Origin of the sequence: Phnomibacter sp., from assembly GCF_036803085.1 — a bacterium.
GTDB lineage: Bacteria > Bacteroidota > Bacteroidia > Chitinophagales > Chitinophagaceae > Phnomibacter.
Genome location: NZ_DAIRUZ010000002.1, coordinates 1 through 22,747 on the forward strand (window position 1 = coordinate 1; position 22,747 = coordinate 22,747).

General features: G+C 44.7%; 22 protein-coding genes. 11 read left to right on the forward strand and 11 right to left on the reverse strand.

Features of this window, described 5'->3' with window-relative positions; genetic code table 11:
* Positions 1-6 precede the first annotated feature (6 nt).
* The 4 genes from V7Q13_RS03905 to V7Q13_RS03920 form a co-directional block, all read right to left on the reverse strand.
* Entirely contained in the window at positions 7-519 is a 513-nt protein-coding gene (locus tag V7Q13_RS03905) for a DUF4468 domain-containing protein (RefSeq protein ID WP_333799370.1), read from the reverse strand.
* 109 nt (positions 520-628) lie between these two features.
* Complete coding sequence (locus V7Q13_RS03910; protein WP_333799371.1) at positions 629-1,345, reverse strand: hypothetical protein; 717 nt, start codon at positions 1,343-1,345, stop codon at positions 629-631.
* A gap of 142 nt (positions 1,346-1,487) precedes the next feature.
* On the reverse strand, positions 1,488-1,844 hold the full coding sequence (locus V7Q13_RS03915) for a helix-turn-helix domain-containing protein (protein WP_333799372.1): 357 nt from the start codon (positions 1,842-1,844) through the stop codon (positions 1,488-1,490).
* Positions 1,845-1,847: 3 nt separating this feature from the next.
* Positions 1,848-2,141, reverse strand: coding sequence for a type II toxin-antitoxin system HigB family toxin (locus V7Q13_RS03920; RefSeq protein ID WP_333799373.1), 294 nt, complete (start codon positions 2,139-2,141; stop codon positions 1,848-1,850).
* Between the two features lie 82 nt (positions 2,142-2,223).
* Between V7Q13_RS03920 and V7Q13_RS03925 the strand changes: the two genes are divergently transcribed.
* The 5 genes from V7Q13_RS03925 (at position 2,224) to V7Q13_RS03945 (ending at position 8,277) form a co-directional block, all read left to right on the forward strand.
* Entirely contained in the window at positions 2,224-2,985 is a 762-nt protein-coding gene (locus V7Q13_RS03925) for a YdcF family protein (protein ID WP_333799374.1), read from the forward strand.
* Between the two features lie 227 nt (positions 2,986-3,212).
* Positions 3,213-4,379, forward strand: coding sequence for a trans-sulfuration enzyme family protein (locus tag V7Q13_RS03930; protein ID WP_333799375.1), 1,167 nt, complete (start codon positions 3,213-3,215; stop codon positions 4,377-4,379).
* Positions 4,380-4,483: 104 nt separating this feature from the next.
* Positions 4,484-4,873, forward strand: coding sequence for an HYC_CC_PP family protein (locus V7Q13_RS03935; RefSeq protein ID WP_333799376.1), 390 nt, complete (start codon positions 4,484-4,486; stop codon positions 4,871-4,873).
* 9 nt (positions 4,874-4,882) lie between these two features.
* Positions 4,883-7,501, forward strand: a complete 2,619-nt coding sequence (locus tag V7Q13_RS03940; RefSeq protein ID WP_333799377.1) for a TonB-dependent receptor domain-containing protein — start codon at positions 4,883-4,885, stop codon at positions 7,499-7,501.
* Between the two features lie 173 nt (positions 7,502-7,674).
* On the forward strand, positions 7,675-8,277 hold the full coding sequence (locus tag V7Q13_RS03945) for a hypothetical protein (protein WP_333799378.1): 603 nt from the start codon (positions 7,675-7,677) through the stop codon (positions 8,275-8,277).
* A gap of 31 nt (positions 8,278-8,308) precedes the next feature.
* Here the strand turns inward: V7Q13_RS03945 and V7Q13_RS03950 are convergent, their stop codons facing one another.
* Entirely contained in the window at positions 8,309-10,921 is a 2,613-nt protein-coding gene (locus tag V7Q13_RS03950) for an MGH1-like glycoside hydrolase domain-containing protein (RefSeq protein ID WP_333799379.1), read from the reverse strand.
* A 94-nt stretch (positions 10,922-11,015) separates the two neighbouring features.
* On the opposite strand from V7Q13_RS03950, the gene V7Q13_RS03955 reads away from it, so the two are divergent.
* The 3 genes from V7Q13_RS03955 to V7Q13_RS03965 are packed head-to-tail and all read left to right on the forward strand — an operon-like array spanning position 11,016 to position 12,752.
* Positions 11,016-11,405 carry a protease inhibitor I42 family protein gene (locus tag V7Q13_RS03955; RefSeq protein ID WP_333799380.1) on the forward strand — a complete coding sequence of 130 codons (390 nt, stop codon included), beginning with the start codon at positions 11,016-11,018 and terminating at the stop codon, positions 11,403-11,405.
* Positions 11,402-12,016 (forward strand): class I SAM-dependent methyltransferase, encoded by a 615-nt coding sequence (locus V7Q13_RS03960; protein WP_333799381.1) that lies wholly within the window; start codon positions 11,402-11,404, stop codon positions 12,014-12,016. Before V7Q13_RS03955 ends, V7Q13_RS03960 begins: the two co-directional genes overlap by 4 nt.
* A gap of 58 nt (positions 12,017-12,074) precedes the next feature.
* Positions 12,075-12,752, forward strand: coding sequence for a hypothetical protein (locus tag V7Q13_RS03965; protein ID WP_333799382.1), 678 nt, complete (start codon positions 12,075-12,077; stop codon positions 12,750-12,752).
* 28 nt (positions 12,753-12,780) lie between these two features.
* Here V7Q13_RS03965 and V7Q13_RS03970 read toward each other — a convergent pair whose 3' ends face one another.
* Positions 12,781-15,564, reverse strand: coding sequence for an outer membrane beta-barrel protein (locus V7Q13_RS03970; RefSeq protein ID WP_333799383.1), 2,784 nt, complete (start codon positions 15,562-15,564; stop codon positions 12,781-12,783).
* Positions 15,565-15,787: 223 nt separating this feature from the next.
* Between V7Q13_RS03970 and V7Q13_RS03975 the strand changes: the two genes are divergently transcribed.
* Positions 15,788-16,834 carry an outer membrane beta-barrel protein gene (locus V7Q13_RS03975; protein WP_333799384.1) on the forward strand — a complete coding sequence of 349 codons (1,047 nt, stop codon included), beginning with the start codon at positions 15,788-15,790 and terminating at the stop codon, positions 16,832-16,834.
* Positions 16,835-16,893: 59 nt separating this feature from the next.
* Here the strand turns inward: V7Q13_RS03975 and V7Q13_RS03980 are convergent, their stop codons facing one another.
* The 4 genes from V7Q13_RS03980 to V7Q13_RS03995 all read right to left on the reverse strand — a co-directional run bounded on the left by V7Q13_RS03980 (position 16,894) and on the right by V7Q13_RS03995 (position 20,065).
* Entirely contained in the window at positions 16,894-18,366 is a 1,473-nt protein-coding gene (locus V7Q13_RS03980; protein ID WP_333799385.1) for an RtcB family protein, read from the reverse strand.
* A gap of 72 nt (positions 18,367-18,438) precedes the next feature.
* Positions 18,439-18,615, reverse strand: a complete 177-nt coding sequence (locus V7Q13_RS03985; RefSeq protein ID WP_333799386.1) for a hypothetical protein — start codon at positions 18,613-18,615, stop codon at positions 18,439-18,441.
* Positions 18,616-18,630: 15 nt separating this feature from the next.
* Entirely contained in the window at positions 18,631-18,885 is a 255-nt protein-coding gene (locus V7Q13_RS03990) for a hypothetical protein (RefSeq protein ID WP_333799387.1), read from the reverse strand.
* Between the two features lie 463 nt (positions 18,886-19,348).
* Entirely contained in the window at positions 19,349-20,065 is a 717-nt protein-coding gene (locus V7Q13_RS03995) for a 3-ketoacyl-ACP reductase (protein ID WP_333799388.1), read from the reverse strand.
* A 163-nt stretch (positions 20,066-20,228) separates the two neighbouring features.
* Here V7Q13_RS03995 and V7Q13_RS04000 point away from each other — a divergent pair, with 163 nt between their 5' ends.
* Positions 20,229-20,888 carry a carbonic anhydrase gene (locus V7Q13_RS04000; protein ID WP_333799389.1) on the forward strand — a complete coding sequence of 220 codons (660 nt, stop codon included), beginning with the start codon at positions 20,229-20,231 and terminating at the stop codon, positions 20,886-20,888.
* Positions 20,889-20,892: 4 nt separating this feature from the next.
* On the opposite strand, the gene V7Q13_RS04005 is transcribed toward V7Q13_RS04000, so the two are convergent.
* The gene (locus V7Q13_RS04005; RefSeq protein ID WP_333799390.1) at positions 20,893-21,363 is read right to left on the reverse strand and encodes an Lrp/AsnC family transcriptional regulator; all 471 of its coding nucleotides are present in this window, start codon (positions 21,361-21,363) and stop codon (positions 20,893-20,895) included.
* A gap of 147 nt (positions 21,364-21,510) precedes the next feature.
* Here V7Q13_RS04005 and V7Q13_RS04010 point away from each other — a divergent pair, with 147 nt between their 5' ends.
* Complete coding sequence (locus V7Q13_RS04010; protein ID WP_333799391.1) at positions 21,511-22,671, forward strand: histidine decarboxylase; 1,161 nt, start codon at positions 21,511-21,513, stop codon at positions 22,669-22,671.
* The last annotated feature ends 76 nt before the right edge of the window (positions 22,672-22,747 follow it).

Sequence of the window (22,747 nt, forward strand, 5' to 3'; positions counted from 1 at the left end):
TTAAAATTAGACAGATACTCTAATTATTAACTGCCGAATTTTGGGTCCGCCTACAGAACAATAAGATTCAACTCTAGTAAGGAAAGCTGATTTCGACTCCATGAAAAGTTGATACGATTTCGACTTTTCTCCCAACTTATAATATTTGTAAAGTTCTGAAAGAGATACAGAATACTCCCCGCTATTTCTCCAAGGCGGACTGTAGACTAAAAAGTCGTAGAGTCGGAATCTGAACTTATTATCCTTAACATCAACTCTAATTGAAAATTTTAGATAATAAATAGCACTACCTGCAATACTTGGGGTGAGAACTTGTGATCCTTTACCTATGATGTAACCACTTTCCTTATCTGAGCTTTGAATGACTTCATTGCTACTTTGAAATGAATTTGCAAACCAAAGTTTTATGTTGTCGAAGAGTTGGTTTTTAGTAACGCTATCAGCAGCAATAACTTCTTCATAAACTATGCTGCTGTCTTGCAGAGGTAATTCTATTTGGGCAGCAGCAATTATAGACACAAAGCAGGATAGGATTGTTAGTGCTTTTTCACTGAGTAATATTTAATGAGTGTGAAGTTGAACATTACAATTGGCTGATAAGCTATTATACCATTATTAAAACCCTAAGTTAGCTATGTTGACTTTTTAAAATGGAACAAATTCTTTCGTCTTTTGGTGGAGTTAATTTTTTATGCCGAAGCAAAACTGTATATGTTTCACAAATTAATTTATTGAGATTTTCGAATAGATTGTCATCGTGATTTCTAAATGCTGGGTCATCATATATTTTTGCGAATACAGGCCAAATAATCTTTGAGTGAAACATTAGATATGCTCTTACAAGCAAATAGTTTCTAACACTCTCGTCACTCTCGGCAAGCTCCTTTATAGTAGTTATATGTATCGAAAAAGTATGTGCTATGAAGTTCAATGAGTTTACCACATTATTTGGCGTATTAGTGTGTGACTCGTTCCATGAATAAAGAGCATTAATACCTTTTTTATCGTCAAATGACAAATCATTAATGTCGTTAATTATCTGAGTATACTGAAGGTCTAAATAACGAACTTTTGATTCAAACGCCTGTAATTGAATCTGTTTTTTTTGACTCAAATAAGTTTCATAAAGCAGGTAGATTGAGATTCCTGATAAAGCAATCCCCAACGTACCTCCCAAATAGCTCCCAAAGTTTCCCCAATCACTATGATTTGATGAAAGCTTGAACGAATTGAATTTTGAAAAATAGGTAGCAACTAATAGAATAGATAAAAGCAGAACTGTTATCAAGTAAATGTTTAAGCATTTGCTAGATTTCAAATTTATTCGACCTTGCTGCTTTGTCATGTAAATAAATTTTTAGAGTATAATAACCCGAAAAAATGAAATTAAGACCCTTGCACCAGAACGCCGATTGCAAATCGGCCGCAGAAACATCGACTTTGCAAATCTCGAAGAGCTCAGAATAAATATTGAAGAACTTCACTCATCAATACGGCTGTATTAACACATCTGTTGGGATATGTAATTTTTCATGCAGTTGCCGAATCATTTCCAGCGATAGCTTCCGTTTTTTGTTCAGGATTTCGCTGGCCCTGCTTTTGAGTCCTACCACATTGGCAAGGTCAGCCTGATTATAGCCCAATTGCTCCATGCGAAATTTAATGGCCTCAATAGGGTCAGGAAATCCGATATCAACATGTTCATCCTCATATTTTTCAATCAGGATACTCAGCACTTCTAACTCATCACCTTCGGGAGTTCCTTTTTTAGCATCAAACAGCACCTCCAGTCGTTCCATAGCTTGCTGATATTCTTTTTTTGTTTTGATAGGTTTTACTGTCATGGCTTAGATTTTAGAAGCGTCAATATTGTCGTATTCGGCATGGGTTCCAATAAAGCGAATCCATACCATTTGATAATCATAATTGATTTTTACAATCAAGCGGTAATGGTTGCCTTTGATATTAAAAACAACCCTGTTACCTTCCAAAATGCTTGCCGACGGATACTCTCTTTTGATAAATGCCGGTGTCTTCCATGTGGCTTTGCTTGCTTCCTGATACCAAGCCTGTAACTGTTGCTGGCAGTCTGGATGCTTTTCCCAAAAGTCTCGTAATATTTTCTTCGCTATTACCCGCAAGCTTTCCGTTTTGACAAATGTAGCAAAAGTTCCCGTATTGGGAATTTTAATAGATGCATTACTTACGCGTTATTTTCGCCGCATGTTTTTCACCTTCTCAAAAATCCTGTACTTCCTGCTGGTGCCTTATCATTGGGTGCTGCTGTTGTTGGCAGGCATGTGGCTGCTGCGCAAAACCGTTTGGAAAAAACGATTGGGTTGGGCAGCACTCATCATTACGTTGCTGGCCAGCAATCAATGGTTGTACCAAACCGTGGCCTGGCACTGGCAACCCAAAGTGGAGCCACAAGTGCATCAGCGCAACTATCGCATGGGTATTTTACTGGGTGGCATGAGCTATGCCGATGATAGCCTGCAGCGGTATTTTGGCAGCACGGCCAGCCGTTTTATTCAGGCAGCCAGATTGTATCATACAGGCAAAGTGCAATACATTTTACTAAGTGGCGGCGATGGCAGCTTGCAACAAAACCGCCCCGGCGAAGCCCCTTTTTTACGCAAGGAATTACGGGCCCTACAGGTACCCGATTCTGCCATTTTAGTAGAAGACAAAAGCCGCAACACCTACGAAAGTGCCGAAGCAGCAAAACCTTTTTTAGTCAGCAAACAAGTGCAGGATACCAGTATACTTATTACCTCTGCCATGCACATGCCACGGGCCTTGGGTTGTTTTGCAAAAGCCGGCATTCCGGTAAAAGCGCATGTGGCCGATTACATATTGGTACGCAACCAATCCAATTGGGAAACAGTGCTCGTTCCCGACCTTTCTTTACTCAGCCAATGGCAATACCTGCTGAAAGAAATAGTGGGCCTGCAGGTGTACCGCTGGACGGGGAAAGCTAGCTAATTAGCTGATTAGCTAATTAGCCAATGTGCTAATGAAAAGGCAATAGGAAATAAGAAATAAAGAAGTAGGGAAAGCAATTACGAGGCTGTTCAACTCGTGAACCTATCGAACACTGGAACGCTCCAACTCTGGAACTTGTGAACTCTGGAACTTTCCAACCTTCCAACTTACGAACCAACCAACCATCCCACTTACCTTCGCATCCGCCATCAACAAAAACAAGCATCATGCATCCGCAAACAAAAGCCATCCGCATTCAAAACCCGCTGACAGATGAAATGGAACACAGCACTCCGCTGTTCCTCACCAGTAGCTTTCAGTTTGATACGGCGGAAGACATGCAGGGTGCATTTGAAGAAAAAAACGACCACAATATTTACAGCCGTTTTATCAACCCCACAGTACGTGAGTTTATTGATAAAGTGTGTGCCCTTGAAGGGGCAGAAGACGGCTTCGCCACAGCTACCGGTATGGCCGCCATCTTTGGCACATTCATGACTTTTTTGAGCAGCGGCGATCACATTGTGAGCAGCCCGGCTGTTTTTGGCAGCACCCATACCATCCTTACCAAATACATGGGGCGCTGGGGCATACAGTACAGCTACGCCGATTTCAGCAGCAAAGAAGCAGTAGCGGCAGCCATTAAGCCCAACACCAAAATGATGTACCTCGAAACGCCCACCAACCCCGGCCTTGACGTGTACGATTTGGAATGGATTGGTGCTTTGTGCAAACAGCATAACATTATGCTCGTGGTAGACAACTGCTTTGCTACTCCGCTGTTGCAAACGCCCATTCAGTATGGTGCCGATTTGGTGATTCACTCTGCTACCAAATGGATGGACGGACAAGGCCGTGTGCTCGGCGGCATTGTAGTGGGCAAAAAAGAACTGGTGCGGGAAGTGTATTTGTTTTGCCGCCAAACCGGCCCCAGCATGTCGCCGTTTAATGCATGGATACTGAGCAAAAGTTTGGAAACGCTGGATGTACGCATGCAGCGCCATTGCGACAATGCCGAAATACTAGCCGCTAAGCTGGAACAACATCCTGCCATCAACTGGGTAAAATATCCAACGCTGCCCAGCCATCCGCATTATGCCATTGCCAAAAAACAAATGTGCCGCGGCGGTGGTATTGTGGTGTTTGAGTTGAAAGGCGGACTGGAAGCCGGTATTCAATTCATGAACCATTTGCAATTGCTTACCCTCACCAGCAACCTCGGCGATACCCGCAGCATTGCCAGCCATCCGGCCAGCACTACTCACAGCAAACTCACCGAGGATGAACGCCTGTCAGTGGGCATTAGCAAAGGGCTCATCCGCATCAGCGTTGGTCTGGAGCACATCGATGATATTCTGGGCGACATTGTACAATCGCTGGATAAACTTGCGTAAACTTTGGAGTGAATTACCCAACATCTTCCTAAAAAAGGAATGAAAACACCCATTGAGTAAGCATTGCTTGGTGGTTTGGTAAAAGCCTGCCTACTTTTGCGCTGTTGAAAAAGCTACTCACCATATTGCTCCTGAGTTTGTACGGACTGTCGGTTTCCGGCATGTCGGTACACCTGCATTATTGCTGTGGCAAAGTAGCGGGTATGTCTATCGGTTACGAAAAGCAAACCGAAAAAGGCTGCAAGCATGGCATGAAAAAAACCATGCCCGGCTGCTGTATCGACGATCAAATCAATATCGATACAGACGACAATCAAGGCTCGGCGCATACCGTAGCCGTGCCCGAAGTACCGGTAGCTTTGCTGCAACACAGCTTTGCTACTATTACCGTTCCGGTGTACAATAGCAACAGTACAACCAACGCTGCTATTCGAGGTTCGCCTCCATTACACACAGTGCCGCTTTATCTGGCCAACTGTGTTTTCAGAAATTAATACTTGTTCATGATGCCAACCGCTCTCCCATTGGAGCAGCGGGTATTTCTATTGTTCATCATTGAACCAAGTATTATGAAAACACAAACTTATTTCCGTTATATTTTTTCTGTTGTATTAGTGCTGTTTTTTGTCGGCAAAAGCCTGGCACAAACTGCAGACACTACTGTTAATATTACCGTGCAAGGTCTTTGTGTAATGTGTAAAGACCGCATTGAGAAAGCCGCCAAAGGCAAGGGTGTTAGCCTCGCCGAGTGGAGTGCCGAAACAAAACAGTTGAAACTCACTTTCAACCCCAAGAGCACCACGCTGGATAAAATTGAAAATCGCATTGTTGCCGTGGGCCACGACATAGGCGAAAAGAAAGCCAACAACGCAGTGTACGAAGATTTGCCAGCCTGCTGCCACTACCGCGATGGCAGCGGAGAAGCTTTGATGAATGGCACTGGCAATGGTCCACTCATACAAGGTGTGGTACTGGAAGAGAATGACAAAGGCGCTTTCAAACCTTTGCAAGGCGCATCTGTGCTTTGGCTCGGTACCACACAAGGTACAGTTACGAATGAGCAGGGCGTTTTTTCTATTCATCAACTCAGCGGTGCCGACCAAATTGTAATCAGTTATACCGGTTTCAAATCAGACACCATTACCATTAATCCGCAAGAAGCCGTGATGGTTGTAATGGCCAAGAATGGTACACTGCAAGAGGTGAAAGTAACTGCCCGCCAGCGGTCGTTGTACATCAGCACCACCAATGCTTTTCGTACACAGGTAATGACGGAAAAAGAACTATACAAAGCAGCCTGTTGCAACCTCAGCGAAAGCTTTGAAACCAACCCTTCAGTGGATGTTTCTTTTACCGATGCGGTAACGGGCAACAAGCAAATACAACTACTTGGCTTGAGTGGCAACTACACACAGCTTACGGTCGAAAACCTGCCCGGGCCAAGAGGTTTGGCAACACCCATGGGCCTCAATTACATACCCGGCACATGGGTAGAAAGCATTCAGCTTACAAAGGGTGCAGGCAGTGTGGTCAATGGTTTTGAAAGCATTGCCGGACAGATAAATGTGGAAATGAAAAAGCCCGAAACGGCAGAAAAACTGTATGCCAATGTGTATGTAAACAGCATGGGCAAAACAGACATCAACCTGAACCTGGCACAAAAAGTGGGCAAGCAATGGAACACCGAATTGTTGCTGCACGATGCCTTCTTGTACAATAACATGGACTTCAATAAAGACATGTATCGTGACTTACCTACGGGCAATTTATTTACCGCACTCAACCGCTGGAAATACGAAGGCACCAATGGCTGGATGACACAGTTTGGTGCCAAAGTACTTACTGATAGAAAAGTAGGCGGCGACATGGATTTCAAAGCCAATCCGCACAGGGGTTCTACCCACATGTATGGTTTGGGTTTTAATACCGACCGCTACGAAGGCTTTGCTAAAATCGGCTATGTATTTCCGGAGAAAAAATACCAAAGCATTGGCTTGCAACTCTCAGGCTTCGACCACAAACAGGATAGCTACTTTGGCACTACCACCTACAATGCCAAACAGCAAAACTTTTATGCTAACCTCATCTATCAGTCTATCATCAACAACACCAATCATAAGTTTAGAACTGGCCTGAGTTATGTGCAAGACAAGTACCATGAAACCCTGAATGCGCAACACTTTCAGCGGACAGAAGCGGTGCCCGGCGCCTTCTTCGAATACACGTATGAATACCTCACCAAGTTTAGTGTGGTAGCCGGCATTCGTGCCGACCACAACAGTTTGTTTGGTTGGTTTGCCACGCCTCGTTTACACTTGCGTTATCAACCACTCCGCAACACAACGGTTCGGCTGAGTGTTGGTCGTGGCCAGCGTACCGCCAACATTATTGCAGAAAATACGGCTGTATTGGTAAGTGCCCGCCAGTTTGAAATACTGGGTACACAAAACGGTAAAGCCTACGGCCTCAACCCTGAAGTGGCCTGGAACAAAGGCATCAGCATTGATCAGAAGTTCAAACTGTTTAGCCGCGATGCTTCATTGGGTATCGATTTCTTCCGCAACGATTTTACCCAACAGGTAGTAGTAGACATGGAAGACCCACGCAAAACAAGCTTCTACAATCTGGATGGAAAATCTTACTCCAACAGCTTTCAAACAGAGTTGAATTTTTCGCCCTTGTACAAGTTTGACGTAAGATTGGCCTACCGTTTGTTTGATGTAAAAAGTACCTATGTTGGCAAGCTGCTCGAAAAGCCATTGCTGAGCCGCCACCGTGCATTTGCCAATCTGGCGTATGAAAAAAATGGCTGGAAATTTGACTTTACCATCAACTACAACAGCAGCAAACGCATTCCTTCTACCGCCAGTAACCCAAGCGCATTGGTGCAACCTACTCAGTCGCCAGATTATGTGCTGATGAATGCGCAAATCAGCAAAACACTGTCGGGTAAAAAACCATTGGAAATTTACCTTGGCGGCGAAAATCTGGGCAACTATTTTCAGCAGAATGCCATTGTCGACCCCATGAATCCGTTTGGCAGCTACTTCGATGCTTCGCTGATTTGGGGCCCAATCACCGGCCGCATGATTTACGCAGGTTTCCGTTTCAAAATCAAGTAAGCTTTTTTTTGCAGCATCCCTTTTAGTATGCATCGCATGTTTTCACAAAAACATGCGATGCAATTATTTTCTCTCACAACAAGATACCCTGCTAACGGTATTCAATGGTAACTGGCAATGTTATACATTAATGAAGTAGTTTTCTTGTATTCATTTCCAAAATTTCTCTTACAATGAGATTGAATATTCAAAGCAATAGCCCGTTGAAACCTGGCCAATTGAATGGCGCAAACTTGGGTGTTTACAACAGCATTGTCGGACTGCTGCTTAGTTGTTTGCTGCTGTTGGCCACAACCACAAGCCAGGCACAAACCCACCCGTTTGTAGGCTCTTATACCGTTATAATACAGTTGAAAGAAAGCCGTTTGCCCGCCAATAGCCATTTGGAACTAAGGGAGCTTTCAGTAGTATCCGATTCCTGCCGTTTTGAAACTTCACCAATACAAATACGTTTTCAAACTCCAGCCGACGTGCTCATTCAAAACCGTTACCAAAACGCCACCTGGACCCGCCAGGCAAAAGAATATGCAAAAAAAGCAGACTTCATGAAAAAAGGATACCTCGCTGTGGTACTCAACCAATCGGAAAGATATTGTATGATACCCCGAAACAATGATTACCTGTTTACGCCAAGAAGTTTTTACATAGTAATGGTAACTGGCGACACAGCTACAACCCTTGCGAAAGTACCTGCAGCAGAAGTGTTTTCGCTGAGCACTTTTCGAGGCCGATGGAATGAAATTAAGGCGATTCCATTGCAGCTTTCTCAGCATTAGCTCAACCTATGTTCATTAAAAAATTGTTTTGTTAAGCCACCAACTCACTCATCAATTCTGCCACCAACGCCGTCCAGCCGGTTTGATGGTTGGCACCCAATCCACGGCCGGTATCGCCATGAAAATATTCATAGAATAAAATGAGCTGTTGGTTTTCGGGCTTGCTGTAAAACCAGTTGTATTCTGCATGTAGTTTGCGATGCTTTTTCTCGTCGAGCTCAAACAAACTAATCACCCGCTTCGATAATTCAGCAGCAATTTGTTTCAAGTTCATTTGCACTCCAGAACCTTTGGGATATTCCATTTGCAAACTATCGCCATAAAACTCGCCATACTTTTTTACGGATTGTATCAGCAAAAAATTGATAGGCAACCACACAGGGCCACGCCAGTTGCTGTTGCCACCAAAAAAGTCGGATGTGCTGTCGCCGGGGTCGTACTGAATGCTGTAAATGTTTCCATCAATATTGACGGAGTACGGATGTTTTTTATGGTATTTCGACAAGGCACGAATGCCGCCTTCCGATAAAAATTCTGCTTCATTGATCATGCGTTCAATCAATGCCAGCAAGCGTTCTTTGGCAATGAGTGACACCAGAATTTTTTCATCTTCTGCCTTCTCTTCATTGGGCCAATACTTACCATTTCGTTTGCGGTATTTCTCAAACCAATTGGTACGGCGTGTAAAATCCGGCAGCAATTGCATCGTCTTTTTATCGATGATGGAAACTGCAAACAAAGAAGACAAACCTACCACCGATTGAATGCGCATCAGCAATGGTTCCGCACCCGGGCGGGTCAAAACATCATAGAAAAATTTGTCTTCAGGACACCATAAGCCCAGTTCGTTCAACGCTTCTGCTATCAACACAAAATGCTCAAAAAACTTGGTAGCACTGTCTTCAAAACTGCTGTCGGCTTTGGCTATTTCCAACGCAATGTCCATCATGTTTAAGGCATACATACCCATCCAGCTGGTACCATCTGCCTGGTCTAAACGTGCATCATGGCTAAGCTGAATGCTTCTATTGAACACACCAATATTATCGAGCCCTAAAAAGCCACCTTCGAAAATGTTGTTACCGTTCGTGTCCTTACGATTAATCCACCAGGTAAAATTGATGATGAGTTTGTGAAAGATTTTCTTGAGAAAATCAATATCGCCCTTCCCCGTTTTTTGCTTTTCAATATTGTACACCTGTAACGCTGCAAATGCATGTACCGGTGGATTCACATCGCTGAAATTCCATTCGTATGCCGGCAGTTGTCCGTCAGGTTTCATGTACCATTCCCGCATTAGTAATTGCAGTTGGTGCTTGGCAAACACCGGATCGACTATCGCCATGCTGATACAATGAAAAGCCAGGTCCCATGCGGCATACCAAGGATACTCCCATTTATCGGGCATCAAAATAATGTCCTGATTTTTCAGGTGTTTCCAGTCGTTGTTGCGACCTGTTTTTCTACTGGCATGCGTTGGGCTAATGCCATCGTTGCTATTGAGCCAACGTTCAATGTCGAAATGATAAAACTGCTTGCTCCACAGCAAACCAGCAAGTGCTTGCCGCTGAATGTTTTTCCAATCGGCACTGGCATTGGCTGGAAAAATACTGTTGTAAAATTCATCGGCTTCCCGCTGGCGCTTTTGAAAAATGCGTTCTGCATTGCCTTCAAACGGATCGGTTTGCAATTGATTGCTCAACCGCAGGTGATACACTTTGGTAGCACCCGCCGCAATAGTTGCCTGATACACCGGTGCAAACTTGGTACCCTTTTTTCTGCTGCGCAATGCTTCTTTGTTACTGCCATTTATTACTGCATCATGAAAAGCATCTTTAGTAAAAATGGAATCATTAGGCGTTCCATTCACCTTGTACATATTGGTGATGTTATCGGTAAATAACCACTCATCTGTTTTTTGAAAATACAGATAGTACGTACCCTGCCGTTGATGCGTCGCTTTCACCACACCCTCATCCATCCATTCAATGAGTGGTTGCTGTTCCAGCCTTTTGTTCGAATCACGATTATAAAACCACAGCGTAGGCAACAATGTTATCGGTGCTGCTTTTGCAGCCCGGTTAGTGACCGCAATTTTTATACCGATGTCTGTTTTGCTGTACTTAGCATAGGTGATACATACATCAAAATATTCATCGTAGTCGAACACACCGGTATCGAGCAATTCATATTCTGTTTCCAGCTTGCTGCGTCGTTTGTTTTCTTCCACCAACTGCTTGTACGGAAATGCCTGCTGCGGGTACTTGTACAGCATTTGCATGTACACATGCGTAGGTGTATTGTCGAGGTAATAATATAGCTCTTTTACGTCTTCGCCATGGTTACCTTCGCTATTGCCCAAGCCAAACAAACGCTCCTTCAATACATCATCTTTGCCATTCCACATGGCCACACCAAAGCAGAGGTTTTGAAAATAATCGCAGATGCCTGCAATGGCATCTTCGCCCCACTTGTAGGCACGATAATGCGATTGGCTAAAGGGCAGATAATTCCACGCATCGCCATTGGCGCTATAGTCTTCCCTTACGGTACCCCACTGTCGGTCACTAACGTATGGCCCCCATTGTTCGAGGGGCACACGGCTGGTGGCATTTACTTTCAGGCGTTGTAATTCAGCAGTCATAATCCGGCACTTGTGTTCAATAAATGAGTGCAGGCAATCGTTAAGCGATGAAATTAAGGGTTCACACTTACTTTTAACCTGTAATCATTTAAACATGAAGAAGTACAACTCAATTTTGATATTGTTGCTTGTGCTGCTTGGCTTTGAGCAGCAAGCCAGTGCACAAAAAACCGTTGCAGCTGTGGTGAAATTCACCGGCAACGATACCAGTGTAACCATACGCAAAGGCGACAACTTTTTGGTAGAGCTGTGGGTACCCAACCGCAAAGACTATGTGTGGAGCATGAGTAAAACGGCTGCCAATGTTAAATTCACCCGTTCGCAAATAGGTGAAGCGGCCACCATGCCCGGCCAGCCCGAGCAACAATTGTGGTTTTTTAAAGCCAGTGCTGTGGGTACCGACAGTAATCGATTTGTGTACAAAAGTCCTTACCAAAATGAAGCAGCGGTGGAAAAATTGCTGCGCATCATTGTAGAAAAATGAGTACCCAAATGACGGATATAGAATTGCTGCGGCATACAGATATTTACCTGATTGATCAGATTTTCAAAGGCCGGTATGTGCCCGGCCAACAGCTACTGGATGCAGGATGTGGCAATGGCCGTAACCTGCCTTGGTTTGTGCAGCATGGTTTTGAAGTAACTGCCATTGACAACAACGCTGAAGCCTTACAACAATTGCTTGCACAACTGCCCATGTTGAATCAGGAAAATGTACATTCTTGCTCCATCAACCAGATGCCTTTTGCGCCGGAAAGTTTTGACCACATTATTTGCAGTGCTGTTTTGCATTTTGCTAAAAGCGACGATGACTTCATGCAAATGATTCAGGCATTACACAGGGCACTGAAACCCGGAGGAACACTGTTCATTCGCATGGCTTCCAATTTTGGTATGGAAAAGGCCATGCCCGTAAACGTTACACAACCCATGCTGATGCCCGATGGCAGCTGGCGGTATATACTGCATCAATTTATGCTCGATGATCTTTTACAGCAGACCAGCTTTCAATTGATAGAACCTGTAAAAAGCACATTAGTAATGGGGCAAAGAAGCATGGCTACGCTACTGCTGCAAAAAACCGCTTCCACATAAACCAATCACCAGCAAGCTTCGTGGTACATTTATTGCAATACTTTCTCAAACCTTGATTATGAAAAATGCTTTGCTCCTTCTGCTCACACTGCCACTATTGGCGGCGCAGTGCAATAAAGAAACAACACCTGCGCCTGCTGCTACAGACTATCAGCCTGCCAAAGCTGGAAGTACCTGGACCTACGACACCAAGAATAATATCAGCAGCGCTACGGGTAGTTTTACATTTACCGCTACCAGCAAAGACAGCAGTTTCAATGGCCGTACTTACCGGGTAGTAAGCAGTACTGCGGGTGCAAATGTTTACTTTGGCAAAAGTGGCAGCGACTACTATCAGCTGGCCAATTTCGAGGCACTCAATCAACAATTAGAATTGTTGTATTTGAAAGACAATCTGAGTGCAGGATCCAGTTGGGAACAAAACGTAACCATTACCATTCCTGTAGTGGGCAGCACCACAGTAAAACTCACCAACACGGTGCAAGCCAGCAATATTTCGCACACAGTAAATGGTAAAGCCTACAACAAAGTGATACACATTAAAACAGTGATGGGCAATATTACCATTCCCGGTTTGCCAGTAGCTATCACTCCTGTTACAGATATCAATACTTACTATGCGGCAGGCGTTGGTCGTATTTACAATCGCTCCAAAGTAAACATTGTGATTCCTACACAGCCCACCATCAACACCGATGATGAAACTAGCTTGCGTACCTACACCATTGTTCCATAAGCAGCAATACAAAAGCGTTATATAGCCCCTAAATACCGGCAGGCTTACCTACGGCAGGTCTTGAAGTGGCTGGCCGCTGTGGTGCCTTCTTAGCACCTGCAGCAAACTTCATCAGTCTATAACTGAAGGTGAGAAAGAAGAAACGGCTCAGCCGGTTAGTGCGACTGTCTGTAATGGTAGTTTCGTTGATAATGCGATTGATGCCTGTGTTTTGATCCAACAAATCATATGCCTGAAAACGAACCGTTGCTACCTTTCCTTTCAGGAATCGATACTCGGCATATGTGTTGATGATAAAGGGATTGACAGCGCCTACACTTCCGAAACCGGAGTTGAAATTTTTATATAAATCATACCCGATTGTCAGGTCTTTAAAAAAGAAATGCTTGCCACTTACACCAATTCGATAAGTACGTGCTTCATTATTGGTGGTGTATGTACTGTACCGGGTGGTGGTTTTGTAATAGGTGAAGCCACCGTCAACATTCAGGTCAATTACATTCGGTATATCCATTCTGAAAACTAAGCCTGGCCGCAGATTCCAGTTCTGCCCTTTGTTTTGAAAACTATCGGTGAAAGAAACATTGTTATCATAGCTCATATCAAGCTTTGTTGTCACACTAAATATCCGTTTTTTAAATGGCTGTGTAAATGAACTATTGGTAGAAATTCTATAAAAGCCATCCGTATTCATGTAAGTGGTAGTTCGGCCGGTACCACTCACATTGTTGAAACGGGCACTTACAATTTTATCATCGGTAATATCATAATTCAAATTAGCAAAAAACACTTTCCCTGTTTTTCGATCTGATTTGTTGTAGCGGATGCTAAGGTTGTAGGTTGTTTCAGCATTCAAATCAGGATTCCCTTTTACAATATTATTAAGGTTGCTGCTATCGCTAATGGGTTGCAGTTGATTAAAACTTGGTTCCCGGCTGCGGCCTCCTACATTCATATTTATGGTGTGGTCTTTGCCAATATTGTACGCAAAACGAGCAGAAGGCAACCAGTTCATGTTGCGATAGTTGATGCGAATGTTTTTTTCTACAGATTCGCCATTGAGCAGGCTGGGCTGTGCCACTATGCCTATCAGATAATTGTATTTGGCATACACTCCTTTAAATGTAAGTGCGGTGCGGTGTGTGGTAAACTGATAATTCAACTCGTTGCTTTGGTTGATGTTGGGCATCGGGTCTTTGCTCGTTTGCAATACATCAAACACATTGCGATCGCTAAAGTTGGCAGAGCGGTTCCATTCATAACTCATCTCCAAAAACTTGTTGCGTTTATTATCGAGCGGTTCTGTGTACGATATTCTGGCGTTGGAAGTCAGGTTGTCGCTCAGTGTTTCGCTTTGTTGTTGTTGAATGGTATCGCGGATGCTGGGCGGCACATAACCAGAGTCAATGTTGCGATAATTGTTGAGGGTATTGCCTGCTTGAGTACGGGCACTAAAGTTGGAGCTCAACGAAATGCTCAAATTGCGTGACCGCTGATTGAATTTATGGTTGAACAAAACCGTGCCGCCGTAGTTGGGTGCATAGCTTTTGTTATCGCTTCTGCCCACATTGTATGTGTAATATTTGTTTCGCCGAAGCTGACTGTTGCTTTGGTTTTGACCTTCATTGTGGGAGTAGGAAAAGTAAGGCGTGATTTTCAGAAAATTCACCGAATCCATCCGGTAATCGAAGTTGAAGGTAAACCGATGGTTGCTGTTGCTCGATTCACTCACCCGGTTGCTTTTTGTAATGCGATTGATCAGCGGATTGATATCCTGACTTTGGTTTTCGCTAATGGTTTCGTTGCTGCTCCAGTTTACACTGTAGCTTCCATTCACACTCATTTTCTCGTTCCATTTATCGCGGTAGTTGATACCGCCAGAAATGGCCTGCGTAAGACCGTTGCCACCAAAGCCACCCCGCTCAGCGCCACCAAGATTGCCAGCACGGGCACCACCGCCCCGGCCGCCACCATTAAAGTTGAACGTAGCTACATTGGTGTTGTTGAATGAGCCGAGGAAACTAATCTGTTGCTCATTATCAAAAATATTGTACATGAGTCCGGCCATGTATCTCTCACGGGTGCCTACGCCCCCACTCATAGTGCCAAACTTGCCCTTGTTTTTATCCTTTCTTGTATTGATGTTAATGATTGTTTCGGGCTCTCCGGTTTTAATACCTGTAAGGTTTGCCTGATCGCCGTAGTCTTCAATTATCTGAATATTTTCCAACACTTCGGCAGGCAGATTTTGTGTAGCTGTTTGTACATCGCCACCAAAAAAGTCTTTTCCATTTACCCGAATCCGTTTTACCGGTTTGCCCTGGCTGGTAATGTTGCCATCTTTATCTACTTCGAGGCCGGGTAGTTTTTTTATCACTTCTTCGGCCATGGCACCTTCCCGCACTTTAAAAGCACTCACCGCATATTGTGTAGTGTCTTCCATTACTTTCACCGGTGTTTGCGCCACCACCACTACGCCTTCCAGTTCCATATCGTTTGGCAGTAATAAAATACGACCCAGTGCCAATGTCGTATCTCCTGCATTGATGCTGAACTTTTTTTGATATGCCGCAAAACCAACCATGGTAATCAGCATGTCAAATTGCGTACTACCCTGTAAGCGAAAATTGAAACTACCGTCTTTTTTGGTTTGGGTAAACAAACTGTCTTTGGCAAACTTTACTTTGATGGAGGCGTTGGGCAGCATGATGCCGGCACTATCTACCACAAAGCCTTTTACAACAACCGATGGTTGAGCAAAAGCCAACACTGAGAGTAAGCAGGCGATGGTGAGGAGTGAGCAATTTTTCATACAAGTGGCGGCTGCCAACCCAAAGTTTGTTTGATTAAGGTAAAAAAACAAGCTGACTTGTTTATTCATTTACGTACAAAGTGACGCCCGAATGAGCATATTCCATTGGTAGTGGCCGATGTATTAACCATAATTAACGAAAGCAGACAGTATAGGATAGTTCTGGTTAGTCGGAGTAAATGACTTCACTTGAAACTGAACGAGTGCAATTACCTTTACCAACATGAAATATGTTGCCCCATCAGCATTGTTTTTGTTGGCTGTATCGCATGCATTTGGACAGGATAGTATAAAGAACCATTCATTTCATTTCAGTGCATTTGCAGATGTTTACTTTCACACTACTTTCCCGCAGCAAAAGCCATTTGACAGACCCGATTTTTTATACAATCACAAACAGCAATACACCCCGGGTATCAATTTGGCCATGGCCAAAGCCAGCTACAAAGGCAAGCGGTTGCAGGTAAATGTTGGATTGATGGCCGGTGATTATGCCCGTTATAATCTGGCTTCAGAGCCGGCTCTACTCAGGCATGTTTATGAAGCCAATATTGGTTGGAAGTTTTCTTCTGCAATTTCCCTGGAAGCAGGCATACTTCCATCACATATCGGATTAGAATCAGCTATCAGCAAAGATGCCTTAACGCTGAGCAGAAGTTTTATAGCAGAAAACTCGCCCTATTACGAAACCGGTGCAAAGCTTAATGTAGCCTTTCATGCAAAATGGACAGCATCGGTATTGCTGCTCAATGGCTGGCAACGCATCAGCAATAACAATCGAAGCCTTGCCTATGGAACGCAATTACAGTTTCTCCCAAATGAAAACTGGCTTATCAATTCTTCTACTTTTATTGGCAACGAACAAAACAGCAGCCAACCGAAACAACTACGATGGTTTCACAACCTGTATGCCAACTATACGGCCACATCAAAATGGCGGTTTGCTTACATGTTTGATATAGGTACGCAACAGCAACAACAATGGTGGGGTACTGCATTGGTAGCTCAGCACAAACCAAGTACTCAGTGGGCAATAGCTGGCCGGGCAGAGTATTACAGCGATCCAGAGGGAGTAATTGTCAATCAATATTTACCCAATCATTTTAAAGCCACCGGCGCATCGCTAAACGTTGATTTTCTACCTGTAAAATGGGGCATGCTGCGCAGCGAGTGGCGATACATTCAACTTGCAAACGGCACCGCTTTATACAATGGCGTTTCAGCAACTTCAACGTTTAGCTGGCTGCTCTCTGCCAGTGTTTGGTGGTAAAAAAGAAAGCAACGATCATAGATGTATGCAAAATCCCGGACCATTTGTCCGGGATTGATTTATTCGCCTTCTACAAAATCATTGTGCCATTTTTCTCTCGGGCCTCTTCTCCAACCTCTTTGTGCATCGCCACACATTTGCACAATCTTAGGTTGAAATGAACCGATAATGTCTACCAAAGATGTTTGCTCCTGCATTACGGTATGGATGTCTTTGTAAGCAAATGGCGCTTCATCCAAATCACCACCCAGCAACTTCACACCATGCTTTTTCAGCTCGGCTTTCATGGCTTCGTGAGTAATGTTTTGCATGGCTTTACTGCGGCTCATCAGTCGGCCTGCCCCATGCGAAGCAGAATTGACAGACGCCATTTCTCCCCGGCCTTGCACTATAAAACCGGGAGCGGTCATGCTACCTGGAATGATGCCCAACACACCAGCGGCTGCAGGTGTAGCCCCCTTTCTGTGCACAATCACTTCTTGCCCGTTCCACGTTTCTTTCCAGGCAAAATTGTGGTGATTTTCTACCATGGTTAAGGGCTTGCGACCCAACTGCTTTGCTACTTTGGCATGAATGATGTGGTGACAAGCCGATGCATAATCGCCAGCTAAATTCATGGCCATCCAGTATTCGATACCAGCTTCTTCATCCAGTGTCAGCCAAGCCAGGTTGGCTGCTTCTCCGGGCAACCGCCGCTGTTGCTTGGCCAGTTTGGTATAATGTGCCGCAATGTTGGCCCCTAAAGCTCTCGAGCCACTGTGCGTCAGCAATCCGATATACGTTCCGGCAGGAACACCCGGCAAAGTATCTGCATCTACAATGTGCACAGCACCAAACTCTGCAAAGTGGTTGCCGCTTCCGCTGCTTCCCAACTGTCGCCAAGCCCTGTCTTTCAGGCTTTTGAGCAATGGCAATGCATCAAATACATCGCTATCCATCACCGCATGATTGGCAGGCTGCTTAAACTGCGCCCCGCTGCCAAACAAGGTGGCTTCCAGCAATTCCCGGGTAAAGAAATTTTCCCGCTGCGCCAGTTCTGTGGGCACAATATCAAAAATGCTCAGGCACATTCTGCAACCGATGTCAACGCCTACACCGTAGGGTATCACTGCATTGTTAGTGGCCAATACGCCACCAATCGGCAATCCATAGCCCTGATGCGCATCGGGCATCAAAGCACCGGCAACCGCCACAGGCAATTTAGCTGCTGTATACATCTGGTGCATGGCTCCTGCCTCAATACCATGGGCACCATAAATAGCAAATGGAATACCCGTGTTGTTCAGGCTGATATCACAACCTGTAGTAGTGTCTTCTACGGGTGGTTTCAGCTTCTGAGCAGCCGTCGCAAATACAGAATCGTTGTAAAAGTTTTCGGGTGCTTGCAACAAGGCTTTTAATTGTGCCTCGATGTCGGCGGATGCAGTGTGTTTCAAATGTTTTTTCACGGCCTCCAATACTACAGGAATCACGGGGCTCTCAGGAAAACCCATGGCCCGCAATGATTTGGCTGTAATGATGTTCGATTTCATACAATAGTTATTAAAGTTAAAATTTGTTTCCGCCGAAGCGGTAATCAACGCTGAGAGCAATTACCCCCAGCGTTAGTTTTCTTGAAAACGTCGGGCAAAACCCAACACAGTTAAAGGTTGAGCCAAAGCAATAGACATTTCAGCAGCGGGTTGTTGCAAAGCAGCCAGCTGTTGCACCAATTGCTTTGCCCAAGCCTGATGTTGTGGGCTGTACAACAGCTCTACATAGTTTGGGCCAATCTCAATCATCCGATTGTCAAACAACTAGATTAAGGTGATATTGAAACACAATTCTTTGGTATCCGCATCAAAATGGCTGTGCTGCCACGCCCGTTGTATGTTCCAGTTTTCTACCTCTTTCAGCATGCTTAAAGCATCGCCTCCATTGATTTGAGTGATGACCGCCATGCTGGGTAAATCATGGCACAAGTACATGAATACCGCCCGGCTATCGAGATACTGTTGGCTGAGCAAAGAAGATAGTGAACCAATCCTTCTTCGCCACAAAAATTGAAGCATAGATTCCTCCTGCTTTTGTACAGACCGCTGCAAAAGCAAACGCCCCGTGGTGATGAATATCCACGGGGCGTTGGGTATGGGCAAACCTTTACCGCATTACCACGTGGAGGTGATGATGAATGATGTAAGCAATAGCCACTGATGTATACAAAGTGTCACTTGCTTGCTGTTATGCACTGATAGCTGGTATCGCATAGGCATTCTTTTTTACTACAATAAAGCCATAAAAAAACCCCGCATGGTGCGGGGTTTTCCTACTCAGGCAGCGCTTACCTGAAATATGATAACATCCCGCAAACCCCTATGTACAAAGGGCTGTCAGCGTTGATATGTTTGAATTGTTGTAGCACTTGACGTGATCTTTTATTTTTTATTGATGCGCAAAGTTGTGTATTCATTTACATTCCATCCAAATTTTTTCTCAACTATTTTTTCAGCAGCAATACCTGCTCGTGATAGTTGCTTATGGATTGGTAGAAAACACAGTGGTTTCTTTTACCAGCATTCTCCGGTTAAGTTTCAACTGTGCAATCACCAGCTCTGCAAAGTCTTCCGGATGCATTACTCTTTCTGCATCACCCGTAATAAGATTAGCACTGTACGCCAAGTCTGTTACAATGGTGCTGGGTGCCAATGTAGTTACCCGAATGTTTTGCTTTCTTACTTCCTGCATCAAACTTTCAGACAAACCAAACACACCAAACTTAGACGCACTGTAAGCACTGGTTACCGCTGCCCCATTTTTTCCCGCAGTTGATGATACGTTGATGATATCGCCAGATTGCTGCGCTATCATTTGCGGCAACACCGCCCGGGTGCAGTAGTACACGCCAAACAAATTCACTTTGATTTGTTGCTCCCACTCATCAGGCTGCAGTTCCAAAAATTTTCCAAACTTACCGGTACCCGCATTGTTGATGAGAATGTTGATGTTACCCAATGCAGCAGTGATGTTTTGCACGGCACTTTCTACTGCGGCACGGTCACTCATGTCGGCAGTTGCATACGCTACTTTCACACCCTTGGCACTTATTTCATCGGCCAGTTTTTTCAGGTCGGCTTCTCCACGGGCAATCAAACCTACATGTGCTCCTTCTGCAGCCAAAGCTACCGCAATGGCTTTACCAATTCCTTTGCTGGCACCTGTTACCAACGCCACTTTATTCTGTAATGATTCCATACATAAAATTTTAGTGGGCAAAGGTACAGCCATTCATCGCTGTGTATTTTCGAGATACGCATTTTGTCGCCAGCTACCATCAGAACAGACATGATGCCACAACAACGGGCATACGTATTTTTACAACCGCAAACGACGTCTTGCGAAAGCCCAATACAACAACATGAATTTTTACGACCAAATATTTGACAACAACCGCCGCTGGGCTGCCAGCAAAAAAGCAGGTGACCAACATTTTTTTGAACAACTCGCCCAAAGCCAGTCGCCAGAGATTTTATACATCGGCTGTAGCGATAGCCGCGTATCGGCCGAAGAAATGACGGGCATTCACCCGGGCGAAATGTTTGTGCACCGCAATGTGGGCAACATCATTCCCAGCACCGACCCCAACTCAGCCGCCGTCATCGACTATGCGATTAAACATTTGCGGGTAAAGCACGTGGTGGTATGTGGGCATTACAATTGCGGTGGCGTAAAAGCGGCCATGCAGGCTAAAGACATGGGCATACTCAACCCATGGCTGCGCAATATCCGCGACGTGTACCGATTGCACAAAGAAGAACTGAATGCCATTGCGGATGAAGAAGAAAAATACAAACGCCTCGTAGAACTAAACGTGCAAGAGCAATGCATCAATGTGATTAAAACGGCGGCATTGCAAAAAGCCTATTTGCAACAAGGCTTTCCATCGGTACATGGTTGGGTGTTTGATATACACAGCGGTGAACTCATTGATTTGCATATCGATTTCGAAAGTATCCTTTCAGAAATACGCCAAATATACGATCTCGGCAGTGGCATGATGCAAGAGTCGAGTGAATAAAACATCAGGGCTCCATTAAAAAAGCCGTATCGTATTTTACTTCATTCAAGATAAAGTTGCTGTTGATGTTGGCAATGTGCTGAATAGGCGCCAGCCGGTTGCTGATGAAATGGTGAAACGATGGCATGTCTTTGGTAGCCACTTTTAAAATGTAATCCCAACCGCCCGACACACAAAGCACTTCCATCACTTCCTGCATTTGCGCCGTTTGTGCCTCAAAGTTTTGCTTGGTTTCGATGCTTTGCTCTTTGAGTGTAATCATGCAAATGGCCACCAGGTTTTTATCGAGCTTCTTGTTGTCGACCAAGGCTACAATTTTTTTGATATAGCCTTCCTGCTTCAGCTTTTTCAGCCGCTCAAAAGTGGGCGACTGACTCAGCCCCACCCGGGCTGCTATTTCTTTCACCCCCAGCGATGCATCCTGCTGCAGCAAGTTTAGCATCGCAATGTCTATATGATCCAATTTTACGCCCATCACTTTTTTCTGTTCGGTATTGTATAATGGCAAAAGTCCGCAATAAACTACTGAGCAAACCATGACATTCAGCATAATTTGCTGCGATGATAAACATCAGCCATAAATATTGTCTGCGAAAATAGATTTGCCCGAACAAGCAAGACCATGACATACGATTTAAGTGAGCAAGACCAGGCATGCCTCAATCATTTTACCGAACGCATGCAAGAACGCAGTGAACATTTCATTGGTTACCCATCCGCTACCGACATTGATTATTCAGAACTCTACCCGTTGCTCCGCTACCGGCTCAACAATATTGGCGACCCCATGGTAGGTTCTACCAGCCAAATCAACTCCCGCAAGTTTGAGCGGGAAGTGCTGAGCTTTTTTGCACAGCTCTTTCAGGCACCCGCACAAAACTGGTGGGGCTATGTTACCAATGGCGGCTCCGAAGGCAACCTGTACAGTTTGTACCTGAGCCGTGAGTTGTATCCCGACGGCATCGTGTATTACTCCGAAGCCACCCACTACAGCGTACAAAAAAACATTCAGTTGCTCAACCTGCGCAGCATTGTAATTCGCCAGCAGGAAAACGGCGAAATCGACTACGACGATTTACAACAAATGCTGATGCAGCATCGGGATAAACCAGCCATCATCATTGCCAATATCGGCACTACCATGACGGAAGCCATTGATGATATTCCACACATCAAAGGCATTTTAAAACAGTTAGCGATTAAGAGCCACTACATACATGCCGATGGAGCACTGGCAGGTATTTATGCAGCCTTGCTTAACAGCGGCAAGCCTTTCGACTTTGCTGCCGGCGCCGATAGCATCGCCATTAGTGGTCACAAGTTTTTGGGTGTCCCTATTCCCTGTGGTGTGGTTTTGGTTAAGAAGAATTACAAAGAACGCATTGGCAAAGCCATTCCATACATTGGCACCGTAGACACCACCATCACTGGTAGCCGCAACGGCCACAGCCCCATTTTTTTATGGTATGCCTTACGTAAACTGGGCAAAGAAGGCATGCGTCAAAGAGCCTTGGCCAGTCTTGATTTAGCGGCTTACACATTGCAGCAATTGCAAGAACTGGGCATACATGCCTGGTGCAATGAAGGAGCAATCACTGTAGTATTTGAAGCACCGTCAGAAAAACTACGGATGCAGTGGCAGCTGGCTACAGACGGCGAGTGGAGCCACATCATTTGCATGCCCGGAGTTACCAAAGCACAAATTGATGCTTTTATAGATGACCTGCGCAACGACTTGCAAAAGCCCGGCATACATACGAGTCCGTTATTGCATGTCAACTAAGAAGTGTTTTGAACCACAAAGACACGAAGGGAGATTAAGAAAATCACTTAGTGTCTTCGTGTACGCTTCGTGCCTT